Genomic DNA, 15,106 nt, shown 5'->3' with positions numbered 1-15,106 from the left:
CACCGTCAGGCGCAGATGGTACGTCTGCCCCAGCGCGAGGGCTGGACTGGGGGCGGGTGCACTGCCCAGCAGAGAGAAGGTGCCGCCTTGGACGCGGTAGAGGCTGACATTATTCGTATCCACCCGCAGGCGCAGAAAGTAGTGGTTGTTGGCATCGACATAGCGCGCTGCCAATCCCACATAGCCGCCGCCAGTCAGCGGGGTGAGCTGGCTGCTGATTTGGTAGTCGGCTTGCGCCAGCGCGCTGGCCGAGCGCACCGTGGGGACTCCGCTGGAAATGGGATCAGTCTGGGCGAGCTGGTTGTTGCTGATCCCCCAGGTCCCGCTAGTCACCGTCCATAAGGGTCCGGGATTCGTCGCACTATCCGGGCGGGTGAAGTCATCGGTGAGCAGATCCGCCGCCAGCGCTGGAGCGGCGGCGCTTAGCGCAATCCCAAGCAGAATAAGGCGCCAGGAATGTCTCAGTGGATACCGTCCTTAGAGTTGGGGAACTTTTGTCTTGACGCCGTTCGCCTCGCCCAGCACGGCGCAGCGGTCGGTCTTCTGCAGAATGGTCGGCACAGCCGCCAAGTCATTGGCCCGAATCGTCTGGCCGCCGGCTTGCCAGGCCACGATGCCGCCTTCGAGCACGACCGCCTTGGCGAAGCCAAGGCCGGCGAGCGTCTTGGCGGCCTCGGGTGCTCGATGCGCGGAGTGTATGCAATAGAGGATGATGGGCTGATCGTTCGGCAGTTCCGCGGTGATGGACGCCACCTGGTCATACGAAATGTTGCGCGCCCCCTCGAGATGGCCGGCGGCAAATTCATCCGCCTCGCGCACATCGAGAAACGTCACCGGTGTCGCGGCCTCCAGCTGCGCTTTGACCTCCGCGACCGTCACATACGCGGCTCCCTCCTGCCGCGGCGGCAGCTCCTCCGCCGCCCCACATGCGCCCATCCCTATCAGGCCCATGATCGCGGCCACACCCAGCACTCGCATCACGCTCATCCTCGTTCCTTGTCGGTTGACGGCCCCGTGCGTGCCATGACCATACCACATGAGAGATAAATCGTCAATATAATTTTGTAGTATCATCAAATCAGATCGCCCAACGGGATCGGGCGTTCGTGTCGCGCAGTGCTGTCGGCGAGCTTTTGGTGAGCTTATGCAATACATTGTATTGTACGGAAAAACCCGCTCATGATCAAGAACATTTCATGTGATAACGCAAGACCCTAGTTGTCTTATTGTTCCATGGTGCCCGATAAGGGAAAGGACAGCTCCACCGTCGTGCCGCGGCCAGGCTCGCTGGAAAGCTGCAGGCGGCCGCCGTGGCGCTCCACCACCCCTTTGACGATGGCGAGGCCCAGCCCCATGCCCCGCTCTTTCGTGGTGAAGAACGGATCCCACACGGCGCCCAGTTGATCCGCGGCGATGCCGCTGCCGGTGTCGGTGATCCTCAGGATGAGACGGGCCTCGCGCACGCTGGTGCTGACGGTGAGCTGCCCACCGTTGTCCATGGCTTCCAGGCTGTTGAGCAGCAGATTCAAAATCATCTGCTTGAGCTGTTTGCCGTCGGCCTCGAACGTGACGCCGCGCTCATCGAAGCGGCGTGTGACCTTCACCTGCTGCTTGAGGCACTGATTGGAGAGCAGCTGCAGCGTCTCCTCCACCAGCGACGACAGATGCGTCGGGGCCAACTCCAGCGGGGCCGGCTTGGCGAAATCGAGCAGCTCTTGGACGATCGTGTTGATGCGGTTGATCTCCCCCTGGACGATGCGAAAGAAGCGCCCGCGGAAATCCGGATCCTGGTAGCGCTCCGGCAGCAGCTCGGCGAAGGTCTTAATCGCCGAGAGCGGATTTTTGATCTCGTGCGCCATGCCGGCGGCGAACTGGCCGGCGGCGGCCAGCCGCTCTTGCAGCAGCAGCCGCTCCGTGGCCGCCTTGAGCTGCTGGTTGGCTCGCAGGAGCTCTTCATACGAGAGCGCGTTTTCCACCGCCATCGCGGCTTCGTTGGCCAGCATCGCAAACGCGTGCAGATCATCGATCGAATACGGCTCGCCGGATTGCTTCGGCCCAAGCACCAAGACCCCGATGAGCCGATGCTCAATCAGCCCGGGAATCACCAGGGCGGCTCCGAGGCCGGCGAGCTCCCGGCGGATGGACACGTCGCGGCAGCGGGCGAGGTCGTCGATCGTGTAGACGCGCCGCTGCGCCTTGAGCCACTGGATCAGCGGATGCGCCTCCTCGAGCACATAGCGCGATTCAAGCGACAGCCGCTGCGGCCCGCGGCTGGCCCGCAGCGTATAGCCGCCCTCCGCCCCATCCCGCAACAACAGCGAGGCGTGCGTGACCCCGACCGTCTGGCTGATGACGCGCGTGATCAGCTTGGTCAGCGTCTTGACTTCGCGCACCTGGGTCATGCCGCGCGCCGCCTTTTGCAGCGCTCGCTGATACCGACGCTGCTCACGCAAGAGTGCGTCTTCCGCCTGCCGCCGCAGGTACGCGTAGGCGAAGGGCCCGGCGGTGGCTAGCACGGTGCACAGTCCCAGCGGCGCCATCCACCACAGCGATCCGAGCCGCGCCTCCAAGACCCCTCGGCCCCACCAGCTCATGACAAAGGGGATCCCGAGGACGGTCAGATAGGTCGCCAGCAGTGCGCCGGTGCGCGTGACCGCCAGGCGGATATCCATGAGGTGATGGCGCACGATCGCGTAGGTGGCCACGACACCGTGCAGCGGGATGGCGTAGGTGCCAAACGGCATGAGATACGGGATGGAGAGCTCAAAGGTGGGGAAAAAATTGGGCACCCCGCCGACATACGCCGCCAGCATGGACCACGCAAAATACCTGAGCTGATTTCTCTTTGATCCTGAGGATCTCGCGCACACCCGGAAGAGCATCACCAGCCCGTACCCGGCCAAGGTGAACCACCAGAGGAAAAACACCGCATACAGCGGTCCCGGCAGCACGAAAAACTGAAACGGCGGGCTCTGCCGCACGCGCTCGATGAGCCAGGGGGTCGCATCAAGGCCGGCAAACACCGCGCCCAGCGCGTAGGAGAGCACCAGGAGCGGCTGCTGGCGGATTTTCCGCTCCGGCTCAAGCTGCAGGATGACGAAATGCACGAAGAAGACGGGGATGAAGATGACGCCGAGATGATTCCATCGCCACCAGAATAGCGCGCTGATCGCCTCGGCGCGCGTGATAGCGAGCGCTTCAAACCCGCTCCACCAGGCGATGGCCAAATAATACAGCGCGAAGAGCTGGTGGGACGGCCGGCTGGCCCCTTTGGCGTAGACCACCAGGGCCAGCACGCCCAAGGTGGCCGCCGTTAAGCCAAGCGAGATCACGTAATGCGCGAGCATCACCCACCGTGCAAGATGCCGCGGACGGCATCGAGGATCTGGGCGCGGTCGAAAGGCTTGGGCAGGTAGTCGCGCGCGCCCAGCTTCACCGCCTCCTTCGCCAGCTCAACGCTCTGATACGCCGTCAGCACCAGGATGGGGGGCTTGGTCTTGGCTTTCCTGAGAGTCCGCAGCACGTCAAGACCGTCGAGCTTCGGCATCTTGATGTCGAGGAGTACGACGTCAAACGAGGCGCGGCGGAGTGCCTCCAGCGCTTGCTGCCCGTTTTCCGCAAATGTCAGGTCGTAGTCATGTTCCAGGATCAAACTCAGCGATTCCCTAATTCCTTCTTCGTCATCCGCAATGAGAATCCGTGGTTTCGGCATGTCGTCCTCCTGTGATGGTTATAACGCTGGGGGTGTGGTCACGGAAAGACAGCGCACGGGCTTGGAGCCTGGGTTGCGCAGTTGATGCGGAATCGACGCGTCCAGGTACAGCGTGCTGCCCCGGGTGAGGCGATGGGTGGCCTGCCCCACGTGCGCCTCGAGTACTCCCTCGAGCACGTAGAGGAATTTCTCCGTGCCCACCTTGGCTTCCTCTTTATGCGTGGCCCCGCCGGGTTCGATGGTGATGAGTACTGGCATCAGCTTCTTCTTGAGGATGTCGGCGGTGAGCATCGCCAGCGAGGTCTTGCCGGCCTGGTGCACGTACACCTCGGCCCGGGCTGAGGCCGGCTGCACCGTCACGGCGTCTTTCAGGCGCGCCTCCTCGATGCCCGCATAGAGCTCCGTGACCTTCAGCCCGAGCGCGGTGGCGAGCGCGATGTGCGATTCGAGCGTGCCCGTCATCTTGCCGGTTTCGATGCGGGAGATCGTGCCGGCGTCCACCCCGGATCGCTCCGCGAGCTCCAGCAGCCTGACCTTCTGCGCCTTGCGGATGGCATGAAGCCGCGCCCCCACCGTTTTGGCGGTGTCGGCGGAAGGCGGCTTGGGGCGTTTGGAGCGGCGAACCGGCTTGGTGCGTGCGGCGGGGCTCATGCGGCGCTTCCTCCTCATTGTGGCGTCATCCGGTTTGCTCTCTGAGACAAGTCTGCCATGTTTTTCTCGATGCGTCAATATGAATTTGAACTATTTTCAAACCTACCCTTGACACCGCGGCGCCAAATATGGTATTGAAGATATTGCAAAGAGATTTTGGAGGTTCTAAATGCGCAACGTGGTGGCTGAAGGACGCTGGATCCCGTGGGTCTTTATCGCCATCGTCCTGGCCGCCCTGCTCGCCGCCTCCTTCCCGGCCTTCGCCGCCGACACCACCCCGCCGACCGCCCCGCCCCAGCCGACCGAAGGCTCCACCATCGACCGCGATGCGATCGGCGGCGGGTCGTATTACGTCTATTGGTACGGCACACCGGCGGCCGCCGATGCGGAATCCGGCATCGCGGCGTATGAACTCCAGGAGCGCGCTGGGCTCGCCGGGGCGTGGTCGACGCTGAGCACCACCGCCTACCGCTACGCCTACGTCAGCGGCCGGCTGGATACGACGACGTACTTCTACCAAGTCCGCGCGCAGAATAAGGCCGGCCTCTGGGGGCCGTTCTCGCCGAGTTCTGATGGCATCCTGATCGATAAGACCGTGCCCGTCACGATCGCCACCGTCACCGATGACGGAGCGGCTCAAGTATCGCTCACCAGCCTGCATGCGACGTGGACCCCAACGACCGACGCGCAGTCCGGGGTCGTTGGGTACCAGTACCTCATCCGGCAGGATTCGACCAGCGGGGCGGTGATCGTCACCTACACGTCCGTGGGCCTGGCCACCGAGGTCACGCGCGCGGCTTTAAATCTGCTGCCCGGCAAGCTCTACTTCGTGGGGGTGCTGGCGAAAAATGGCGCGGGCCTCTACTCCACCCCGCGCTACAGTGATGGCATCCGCACGCCGGATCCCACCCCGCCCGGTTCACCCGGCCAGCCGATGGAGGGCTCCTCCACAGCCACCGTCGATTACGACTACGACGGAGATGGCAGCTACTACGTGTCCTGGGCTGCGGCAAGCGATCCTGACTCCGGCATCGCGGCGTATGAGCTCCAGGAGCGCGCGGGCCCGGTGGGGGCGTGGATCACGCTGACCACGACGGCGACCTCGCGATACGCGGTCGTCAGCGGCAGGCTCAACACCATCCAGTACCGCTACCAAGTTCGGGCGAAGAACGGCGCTGGGGCGTGGGGGGGATGGTCGGCGTCATCCGATGGGATCGTCGTCGACAACACACCCCCCTCCGCGGTGACCGTCGCGGATGACGGATCAACGACCGCCTCCTCAACCTGGCTCCACGCTGTCTGGACGATCAGCAGCGACCCGGAGTCCGGCATCGCCGGCTACCAGTACTGCATCCGGCAAGATTCCACCTCTGGTGCTGTCATCGTGAGCTGGACATCTACGGGGACGGCCACCGAGGTCACCCGTGCGAGCCTGTCGCTGATCAACGGCAAGAAATATTTCATCGGGGTTGCCGCGAAAAACGGCGGCGGGCTGTTGTCGTCAACGCGCTATTCGGACGGCATCACCGTCGTCTTTGACACCACACCGCCCGTGATCACCAGCACGATGCCGGCGGATGGATCCGTGATCGGGGCGGCGCAAACCGCCCCAGCCATCGCGGCAACTGCCCAAACGGCTGCCAGCCCCGGCAGCCTCAGCGTTGTCCTCATCCCCGGCTTGTCGATGGGCGGAATGATGAGCAACAGCCTGTACGTCGTGCGCGCCGGGTTTCCGCCCAGCCTCCCGCCGCCGCAAGCCGGCAGCCGGATGATCGCGGTGGAAGGGAGCGCTGATGAAGTGATAAGCTCCGCGATCGTCAATGGCGTAGCTGCCGTCGTCACCGGCTCGGCGTTTCGCGCCGAGGGCGTGCCTGTCGTGGAAGGCCCTAATCAGATTGCGATCACGGCGAAGGATCTGGCCGGCAATCCTGCCACGAAAGTCATCACGGTCACCCTGGATACGCGCCCACCGGCGCGGCCGACGGTCGCGACAGCGCCAACCATCCTGGCAACCGCCACACACACGCTCACCGGCACAAAAACACCGCAAACGTCCGTGTGGATCTCCGATCAAGAAGTCGTCTCGCTGAATGACGCGACGACGTGGAGTGCGACCGTGTCGTTCATCGAAGGCGATAACGTCTTCGTCATCGTCACGAAAGATGCGGCCGGCAATGCGAGCGCGTCGAATACCGCGCGCATCGTTGTCGATGCCCTGCCGCCGGTGGTGAGCTTCGCTGCGCCGTCGAAAACGAACCTCACACCGGCCACACTGACCGGCAGCGTCGATGACAGCCTGACCGCCGTGACGATCAACGGCATCGTAGCCGCCCGTCAAGGGCAAGGCTTCTCGGTCGACATCCCGCTCTCGCCCGGTGCGAACACGCTGCGGTTAGCCGCGGTCAGCCCCAACGGCCATGTCACTGAAGCCGCGCATGCCATCACGCTGGGCACCATCCCCACGCTGCAGATCATCCAGCCTGCCGCGCGCGCCAAAGTGCCAGCGAATGCGCCGGCCACATTACAGGTGACGGCCTCGGATGCGGAGCAGGACCCCATCGAATACCGATTCTCCGTCGATGGCGCGCCGCTTGGCGACTGGAGCAGCGCGGCCTCGATCGTCTGGACGCCATCCTTAAGCGCCACCAGCGTGCATACGATCACCGCGGCCGTTCGCGACGCCTTCGGCGGCGAGCGCACTGTGGACGTGAAGGTGCGCGTGGCACGACCAACGGTAGAGCATCCGTGATGAGTGAACCAATGAAGTTGGCTATTACCCGATTCGTCGCGCACAGTCAGCGCACCTCCTTAAAAGCGTTTTGCGATGTCGCCGTCAATCACTCCCTGCTCATCAAAGGCATCCGAGTTGTGGAAGGTCGAAATGGACCATTCGTCAGCATGCCGAGGCAGCAAGGCACAAAAGGAGATTGGCATGACAGTGTCATTCCGCTCACGAAAGAACTCAAGGAGGAACTTCAACGCATCGTCCTTGAAGCCTATTACAGCCATTACCAACGCGGAGGTCTCCGATGACCAAGAGTGTTTGGTGCCTAATACTGATGAGCCTGCTGCTGACGAGTCAAGCGTACGCTGACATACCGCACGTCATCCGCTTCCAAGGGGACGCGAGAGACAGCAATGGCGTTCCGCTGGAAGGGCCCTACACGATGACGTTTCGGATCTATGATGCGCAGACCGCGGGGACAACGCTGTGGGAAGAAACGCAGCCGAATGTGGCCATCGCCGGCGGCCAGTTCAGCGTGCTGCTCGGCCAGGCAACACCGTTGAACATCGAATGGAACAGTGCCCGCTGGCTCTCGATCCAAGTGAGCACCGACCCGGAGCTCTCCCCGCGCCAGCAGATTACCAGTGTTCCGATGGCGTTGCGCGCTCAGGTTGCGGAGAGCCTAGCATCTCCCACGGACATCAGCGCTCGCGTCTTCAACGCGACGGCCATCAGCGTCCCGCATGGGACCTATACCCCCCTCACCTTTAACGCTGAACGGTGGGACACGGACGCCATCCATGACACCGCGGCCAACACCAGCCGGCTGACGGCGAAGACCGCAGGGAAATACCTGATCTACGGACATGTGCGGTTTAGCGCGAACTCGATCGGACACCGGCAGGTCGGCATTCGCCTGAATGAGTCCCCCGTCATCGCGCTGACCATGGGGGATGCGACCACCGGTGAACTCTCGGTGATCTCGGTGGTCACCCATTACGATCTTGCCGCGAATGACTACGTGGAGCTCGTGGTCTACCAGAACTCCGGCAGCTCGATCAGCGTCCAGAGCGCCAACAATCACAGTCCAGAATTCGGCATGGTGAAAATCCCATGAGGCGATATCAGATATGAAAAGCCCATTCCATATCAGATATGAAAGGCCCATTCTATATCAGATATCAAATGCCCATTTCATATCTGATATCGCTCGGAGAGGGGCTGCTGGGCTGACGGCGGTAGCGCTCGTGGTCAGCCAACTCGCGCTGCCGCCGCGGAGGGCTGAGGCGGCCCCGGGCTCCTCCACGGCCTCAGCCGGCTCGGCTCCGCCGCCGGCGGTGAGCACCATCCAAAGTTTTCAGCCGGATTTGTTCACCGGCCGCGCGACCACGTCGATTCCCATCGCCGTGCCGCCGGGACGCAAAGGGATGCAACCGAGTCTCGGCCTCTCCTACTCCTCCTCATCTCGCAACAGCTGGGTCGGGGTGGGCTGGGGCCTGGATCTGGGCTTTATCGAGCGCAACACCAAAGACGGAGTCCCGAAGTACGACAGCACCGATGCCTTCACCTTCATGTTCCAGGGCGTGGCCTCGGAGCTGGTGCGCATTGCCGATGGCACGTACCGCGCCAAAGACGAAGGGCTCTTCCTGCGCGTTGAGGATAAGAGCCTCAGCGGCTGGGAAGTGCGGGACAAATCCGGCACCCGGTATTTCTTCGGCCAGACCGCCGCCTCGCAGGTGGAGAGCCTGGGCCGCGCGTTCCGCTGGGGCTTGGATCAGGTGATCGATGTCAACGGCAACAGCCTGACGATCACGTACGTGAAAGATCAAAGTCAGTTGTACCCGTCGCAGATTCGCTACACCGGCCATGAACCGACCGGCCTGGCCCCGGCGAACCAAGTCGATTTCATCCTGGAGAATCGTCCGGATGTCGAGATCAGCTACCGCAGCGGGTATGCGGTCACCACGGCCAAGCGGCTCACCGCCATCGAAACACGATCCACCATCCACGATCCACCATCCCTTGTCCTGGCCCGTCGGTATGCGCTCGGGTACCGTGCAAGCGCTCGCACCGGCCGGTCGCTGCTGGACTCGATCACTCAGGTGGGTCATGACGGCCTCACCAGCCTGCCGGCGACCCGCTTCACGTATCAAGAAGACGCCCCGGCCTACACGGTGTCCAGCAGCGGCGCGTCGACGAGCGTCGTGGCGTGGAACCTGCGCAAGGCTGGCCTGGATACCGGCAATGACAACTTCGGCTGTGTCAATCCCTATGCCGGTTTGCCGTGGGGCTCGCCCACCGTCGTGAGCAGCTCCGCAGATCTTGGGTGCGCGGGGGCTGCGGTCAGTAGTGACGGCACCATCACGCTCAACGCCTGCCAGGATCAGTTTGTCCACGCCTACACCTGGGTCTATGCCAGCAGTGCCAGGACGATTGCGCTGCAATTTCCGCGCAGCAACGATGTGGAGGGCTGCGTCTGGCGCGAAGATGCCGGCGGGGTGACGCGCCTCGGGGGCACGAATGAGGCCATCAGCGTCTCGCTGAGTGCCGGCTGGAGCCAGTTGCATATCACGGCCTATCACGAGCATCAAGGCTGGGACAATTTGCGGCTGACGGGCGGGCTCGCAACCCAAGTCGATGTCATGAGTCCCAGCCAGTTCTTGAAACCGCAGCTCACCGGCGATGTCGACGGCAACGGCACGAATGATCTCATCACCTTTGACGCCATCACCGGCACGTGGGCGGTCTCGCGCGGCCAGAGTTTCGGCACCTCCCCGGCCGAGACCTGGCTGACCAGCTTCGGGAATACCGGCAGCGTGCCGGTCCTCGGCGACTGGGACGGCGACGGGCTGACCGACATCGCCATCGTCAATGGCAGCACGTGGCGCTTTGCCCGCTCGACGAGCTCCAGTTTCCAAGCCGATGTCCGCCCGTCCATCTCGACCGCCAGCGGCACGCCGCTGACTGGCGATTTCAACGGCGACGGGCTCGTCGATCTCGGCGAATACAGCGCGGGGACGTGGGAGATCTGGCTCAACGCCAGCGGCACGTTTGTGCGGTCCTCGGCGTTGGCCCTCACCCTGGGCAGCTCGGAGGCTGATCCTGTGACCGGGGATTTCAACGGCGATGGGCTGACCGATGTCGGGATTGTGCGCCGCAACGCCGGCGATTGGTTGTGGGCCTTCTCCACCGGTAATGGGTTTATCTCGAATGCCACGTGGCTGCGAAACTTCGGACCGAATCTGCCGCATACGACCGCGGACTTCAACGGCGATGGGATCACCGACGTGGCCTACTATGACCGCGGCTCCGGGCAGGTCGTCTTCTTGCCGTTGCGCGGAACGTCATACGATCCGCTGAAGGTGCTGCCCTTTGCCTTTAGCCTGCGCTCGCCGGATGACAGCCTGCAGGTGGGGGACTTAAACGGCGACGGGGCGATGGATCTCGCCGTGCTCAATAGCCTCACCGGCCGCTCGGAGATGGCTCAATCCCGCGGCAGCGGCTTTGCGGATCTGCTCATCGGGATGGACAACGGCCTGGGCGGGGCGACCTCGCTGGCGTATCAGCCCTCGAGCCAGCTTAACAACACGCTGCTGCCGTTTATCCTGCCGGTCGTCGCATCATCGACCATCAGCGATGGCATGAATCATCGCTACGCCACCACCTACAGCTACGCCGGCGGCTTCTACGATGGACCTACTAAGGAGTTCCGAGGGTTTGCCTCGGCATCCGTCCGCGATGTGGATGGCAATGTCTCATCCACCACATTCCTGCAAGATTTCTATCGCAAAGGGCGGCCGTCGGTCAGCGAAACACGCGATGCCAGCGGCAATCTCTGGACGCGGTCTGAGCAAACGTGGACCACCACCGAACCGTTCCCCGGCGTGCACTTCGTCAAGCTCGAGCAGACGGAGAGTGTGCTCTATGACGGCGACGCGACGTTCAAGCGCACGCGGAGCCGCTTCGCCTACGATGCCTACGGCAACATCACCCGAACCGACGCGGATGGCGAGGTGGACGCGGCCGGCGATGAGCGTGCCGGCACCACCGCCTACGTCTACAACGAATCGGCGTGGATCCTCAACAAACCGAGCCTGACGCAAACGCTGGATGCGGGCGGCCAGGTCGTCGCCCAGCGCCGCTTCACGTATGACGGTCCCAATCTTGCCAAAGAAGAGGAGTGGTTATCCGAGCCCGGAGCCCAGAGCCCAGAACAGTGGTTCGCCACCACGCTGACCTATGACGCCTACGGCAACGTCAAAACGGTGAAAGACGCCCTGGGCCGCGTCACGACCAACACGTATGATGCCAGCGGCACGTATCTCATCGAGATCAAGAACGCGCTCAATCACACGCGCGCGCTTGTCTATGATCCGCGTACCGGTGCGGTCATCAGCTCCACCGATGCCAACGGGGTGACGTCCACCACCGAGTACGATGTCTTGGGCCGCGTCACCAAAGTTATTGGGCCGACGGACACGAGCAGCCTGCCCACCATCAGCTACGAGTACATCCTCTCCAGCGTGCCGATCACAACCGTCACGCGCACGCGCATCAACAGCGGCCAAACGCCGACCATTGATGTCTCGACCTTCATGGATGGGCTTGGGCGAACGATCCAAACCCGCACCCCGGCCGAAGACTCCACCAAACAGATCGTGACCGGCGCGGTAGAGTTCAACGCGCGCGGCCAAGTCGCCCAGCAATGGGTTCCCTACCTCGATGAGTTCTCCATGACGTACGTGGCCACTGGGCCACCCGGCCACTTGGCCACAGTCAGTTACACGTATGATCCCCCTGGCCGCTTGCTCACCACCACGAACGCCGACGGCAGCACGACGCACACGCAGTATGACGACTGGTCCGTCACCGGCACCGATGCCAACGAGCATCAAACGCGCCACACCAACGATGCCTACGGCCGGCTCATCAAAGCAGAAGAGTTGAATGAAACTGAAACGTATACCACCACCTACGAGTACGACACGCTCAATAATCTGACACAAGTCACTGACACCAAGGGCAACATCACGCGCATCACCTATGATTCGCTTGGCCGCAAGCGCTCGATGGATGACCCGGACATGGGCCACTGGAGCTATGAATATGACCCGGTCGACAATCTGACGAAGCAGACCGATGCGCGCGGCGTCGTGACAAATTTTTCATACGACGAGCTCAATCGCCTTCAGCAGAAGTCGTATACGATTCCTTCGACCCTCCACCTTCCACCTTCGACCTCTGTCAGCTACACCTACGACAACCCCGCCAAGTCATTCGCCAAGGGTAAACTCACCGAGATCAGCGATGGCAGCGGCAGCTCCAGCTTCGAGTACGACACGCTCGGCCGGCTGATCAAAGAATCAAAAACGATCGATAGCACGACACACACGGTCCATCGCACCTACGACCTGCCCGGCCGCTTGGTGACCTTGACCTATCCCGACACCGACGTCGCCTCCTACACGTATAACAATCAAGGCGGCATCGAGACGGTGGATGTGACGTCGGCCACCCGGCCACTTAGCCACTTGGTCACCGATGTGCAGTACAACGCCGCCGGTCAGATGTTGAAGATCGCCTACGGCAACGGCGTCGTCTCCGACTACTCCTACGACCCGCAAACACTCCGCCTCAATCACTTGGCCACCTGGTCACCTGGCCACTCGGCCACTCTGCAAGATTTCTCCTACGACTTCGATGCGGTGGGCAACGTCAAATCAATCACCGACCGGGTCCACACCGGCACGCAGACCTTCGAGTACGATGACCTGAATCGCCTCACCCGCGCCCAGGGGGCGTACGGGGATTTGCAGTATGCGTATGACCCCCTCGGCAATATGATCAACAAAGAAGGGGTCGCGATGACATACGGCCTGGCGGATCGGTCGAAGCCTCATGCGGTGACCTCCACGTCCAGCTTCCAGCCTCCCGCTTCCAGCCTCCAGCTTACTTACGATGCGAATGGGAACATGCTGACCAAAAGCTCTTCCTCAATCACTCAATCACTGCATCACTCACTCACTGACTCGCAGTACGTCTACGACGCCGAGAACCGCTTGGTCGAAGTCCAGGCCCCGCAAGCTGAAGACGTAACCGTCACGTTTCACCCGGGCTGGAACTTCTTCTCGCTGCCCGTGATTCTGGAGGATGGCTCGATCACCAAACTCCTGCCCACTTTCTCCCGCGACTTCGACCAGGTGGTGCGGATGGCTTCCACCTTCGACCTTCCACCTTCGACCCATCTTGAGTATTTCTTCGGTGATCCCGAGTTTGATGATTTCTCCACCCTGGACTACGGCACCGCCTATCAGCTCTACTGCACCGCTTCGGCTCCGGTCATCATCACCTTCTCCGGCAAACTCCCGTCGAAACCGTTTGCCCAATCGTTGGAGGCCGGCTGGCATCTCCTGCCCACCTTGAGCCTTGAGCCTTCAGCCTTGAGCCGCGTCTTCGGCGGTCTCGATACGGATCACCTCCTCGCGTTCGATGCCACCGCTCAAACGCTCAAGCCCGCCACGACCGCCGAAGCGAACACCGCCTACTGGGTCCATCTGCGCACCGCCGGCACGTTTGCCCCTTCGCTGCCGCGGGATCCGACGACGCGCTTCCTCTATGACGGCGACGGCGGCCGCGTGAAGTCCATCACCGCCGCCGGCCCCACCACCTTCCTCGGTGAACTCTTCGAAAAAGATCCCACCGGCAAGACCACCAAGTACGTCTTCGCCGGCTCCCAGCGCCTTGCCGCCATCACCCAGCCCGCCTCGGCTGGCGGGCCGGGGAGCCCCGAGCCCGGAGCCCTGAGCGCTCTTCGCTTTTATCACACCGACCACCTCGGCTCCTCCAACGTCATCACTGATAGCGCGGGTGCCCTCGTGCAGTTAGAGGAATACACGCCCTATGGTTCCTCGCATCGCCACGAAGGCACCGCTAACGTCCCGCAGAAGTTTACTGGTCAACGGTTTGATGCCTCCACCGGCCTCTACTACTACCACGCCCGCTACTACGATCCTGAGCTGGGGCGGTTTATTTCACCCGACGCCTTCATCCAGAATCCTTTTGATCCTCAATCCTTGAATCGCTATTCCTATGTCCGAAATAACCCACTGCGGTATACCGACCCTTCTGGTAACTTCCTGTGGATCCCATTCCTCATTGCTGCAGCCAAGGCTATTTTGATCGCCGCAGCCACCTTTGCCGCATTTAATGTTGGTTTCGGTGTCGCCACGGGGCAGATTACCACGTGGACAGCGGCTGGGCATGCCGCCCTTGCAGGAGCCGCTGCTGGAGCCACCTTTGCGGCTGGAGCAATTGTGGTCGGGCCGGCGATTGCAGGAACGCTTTTGGGGCAACTGGCACTCATTGGTGCTTCTGGAGCTGTTGGAGGTGGGGTGGGCAATGGGTTGGCTGGAGGCTCCTTCTTGCAAGGCGCTTTCTCGGGGGCCGTTGGCGCCGTGGCGACCTTTGGGGTCGTGAAAGGTATCGGTGCCACTGTCGGACGGACGGCGATTGGCCAAGCCATAGGCCGTGGCCTCTCCCGCGCGTTCCAGCCCGTGACCAATGCCTTTGGCAATGCGTATGCGCAAACGCAAGCCGCGTTAGGACGCGGAGGTGCAGTCGCGGGTAGCGGCAGCGGGACAGGAGCCCTCAAAGGCCGCATCCGCGTGGGAATGCCAAGCGAGCAAGGCTCTGGCACTGATACAATATATAGAGGAGTCAGCAAGGATCATCCAGGATTTAGAAATGCTCAACGAGGTATAGTGCTTCCTCGAGGGGGCCCTATGGATGCAATCGCACACAATGAAGGCTATACCAACAGTCCCTTTACCTCCTGGTCCGCCAATAGAAACGTCGCAGAGAGTTTTGCTGGAAAAGGGGGCGTAGTTCTTGAAAAACAAGTACCATGGAATCGTACCGTCTGGTCTCCAGACGCTTATAATGAAAATGAAGTATTAATTCAGGGGCCTGTCCTCAATGCCGACGTTACACAACAATGATGAGCTGCAGCGGATTCAGCT

The 15,106-nt window shown here is 62.1% G+C and carries 9 protein-coding genes; 4 read left to right on the top strand and 5 right to left on the bottom strand.

What is annotated here, in order from left to right; all coding sequences use genetic code 11:
- The 5 genes from HY737_02965 to HY737_02945 form a co-directional block, all read right to left on the bottom strand.
- A partial coding sequence (locus HY737_02965; GenBank protein MBI4597346.1) for a hypothetical protein occupies nt 1–333 on the bottom strand: 333 nt, incomplete at its 3' end.
- Nucleotides 334–477: 144 nt separating this feature from the next.
- The gene (locus tag HY737_02960; GenBank protein MBI4597345.1) at nt 478–987 is read right to left on the bottom strand and encodes a rhodanese-like domain-containing protein; all 510 of its coding nucleotides are present in this window, start codon (nt 985–987) and stop codon (nt 478–480) included.
- Nucleotides 988–1,223: 236 nt separating this feature from the next.
- On the bottom strand, nt 1,224–3,350 hold the full coding sequence (locus HY737_02955) for a GAF domain-containing protein (protein MBI4597344.1): 2,127 nt from the start codon (nt 3,348–3,350) through the stop codon (nt 1,224–1,226).
- On the bottom strand, nt 3,347–3,712 hold the full coding sequence (locus HY737_02950) for a response regulator (protein ID MBI4597343.1): 366 nt from the start codon (nt 3,710–3,712) through the stop codon (nt 3,347–3,349). The genes HY737_02955 and HY737_02950 overlap by 4 nt, the downstream gene beginning before the upstream one ends.
- A gap of 18 nt (nt 3,713–3,730) precedes the next feature.
- Complete coding sequence (locus HY737_02945; GenBank protein MBI4597342.1) at nt 3,731–4,363, bottom strand: cupin domain-containing protein; 633 nt, start codon at nt 4,361–4,363, stop codon at nt 3,731–3,733.
- 169 nt (nt 4,364–4,532) lie between these two features.
- On the opposite strand from HY737_02945, the gene HY737_02940 reads away from it, so the two are divergent.
- From HY737_02940 to HY737_02925, 4 genes are all read left to right on the top strand, one after another.
- Nucleotides 4,533–7,112, top strand: coding sequence for a fibronectin type III domain-containing protein (locus HY737_02940; protein ID MBI4597341.1), 2,580 nt, complete (start codon nt 4,533–4,535; stop codon nt 7,110–7,112).
- Nucleotides 7,112–7,396, top strand: a complete 285-nt coding sequence (locus tag HY737_02935; protein ID MBI4597340.1) for a septation protein SpoVG family protein — start codon at nt 7,112–7,114, stop codon at nt 7,394–7,396. The genes HY737_02940 and HY737_02935 overlap by 1 nt, the downstream gene beginning before the upstream one ends.
- Entirely contained in the window at nt 7,393–8,205 is an 813-nt protein-coding gene (locus HY737_02930) for a hypothetical protein (GenBank protein MBI4597339.1), read from the top strand. Before HY737_02935 ends, HY737_02930 begins: the two co-directional genes overlap by 4 nt.
- A 130-nt stretch (nt 8,206–8,335) precedes the next feature.
- Nucleotides 8,336–15,085: a VCBS repeat-containing protein gene (locus tag HY737_02925; protein MBI4597338.1), complete on the top strand. Its 6,750-nt coding sequence runs from the start codon at nt 8,336–8,338 to the stop codon at nt 15,083–15,085.
- The last annotated feature ends 21 nt before the right edge of the window (nt 15,086–15,106 follow it).

The organism is Candidatus Omnitrophota bacterium, from assembly GCA_016209275.1.
Classification (GTDB): domain Bacteria; phylum Omnitrophota; class Gorgyraeia; order Aquiviventales; family Aquiviventaceae; genus JACQWM01.
Note: the sequence above shows the minus strand (reverse complement) of the source record. Positions and strands in the feature narration are given on the sequence as shown.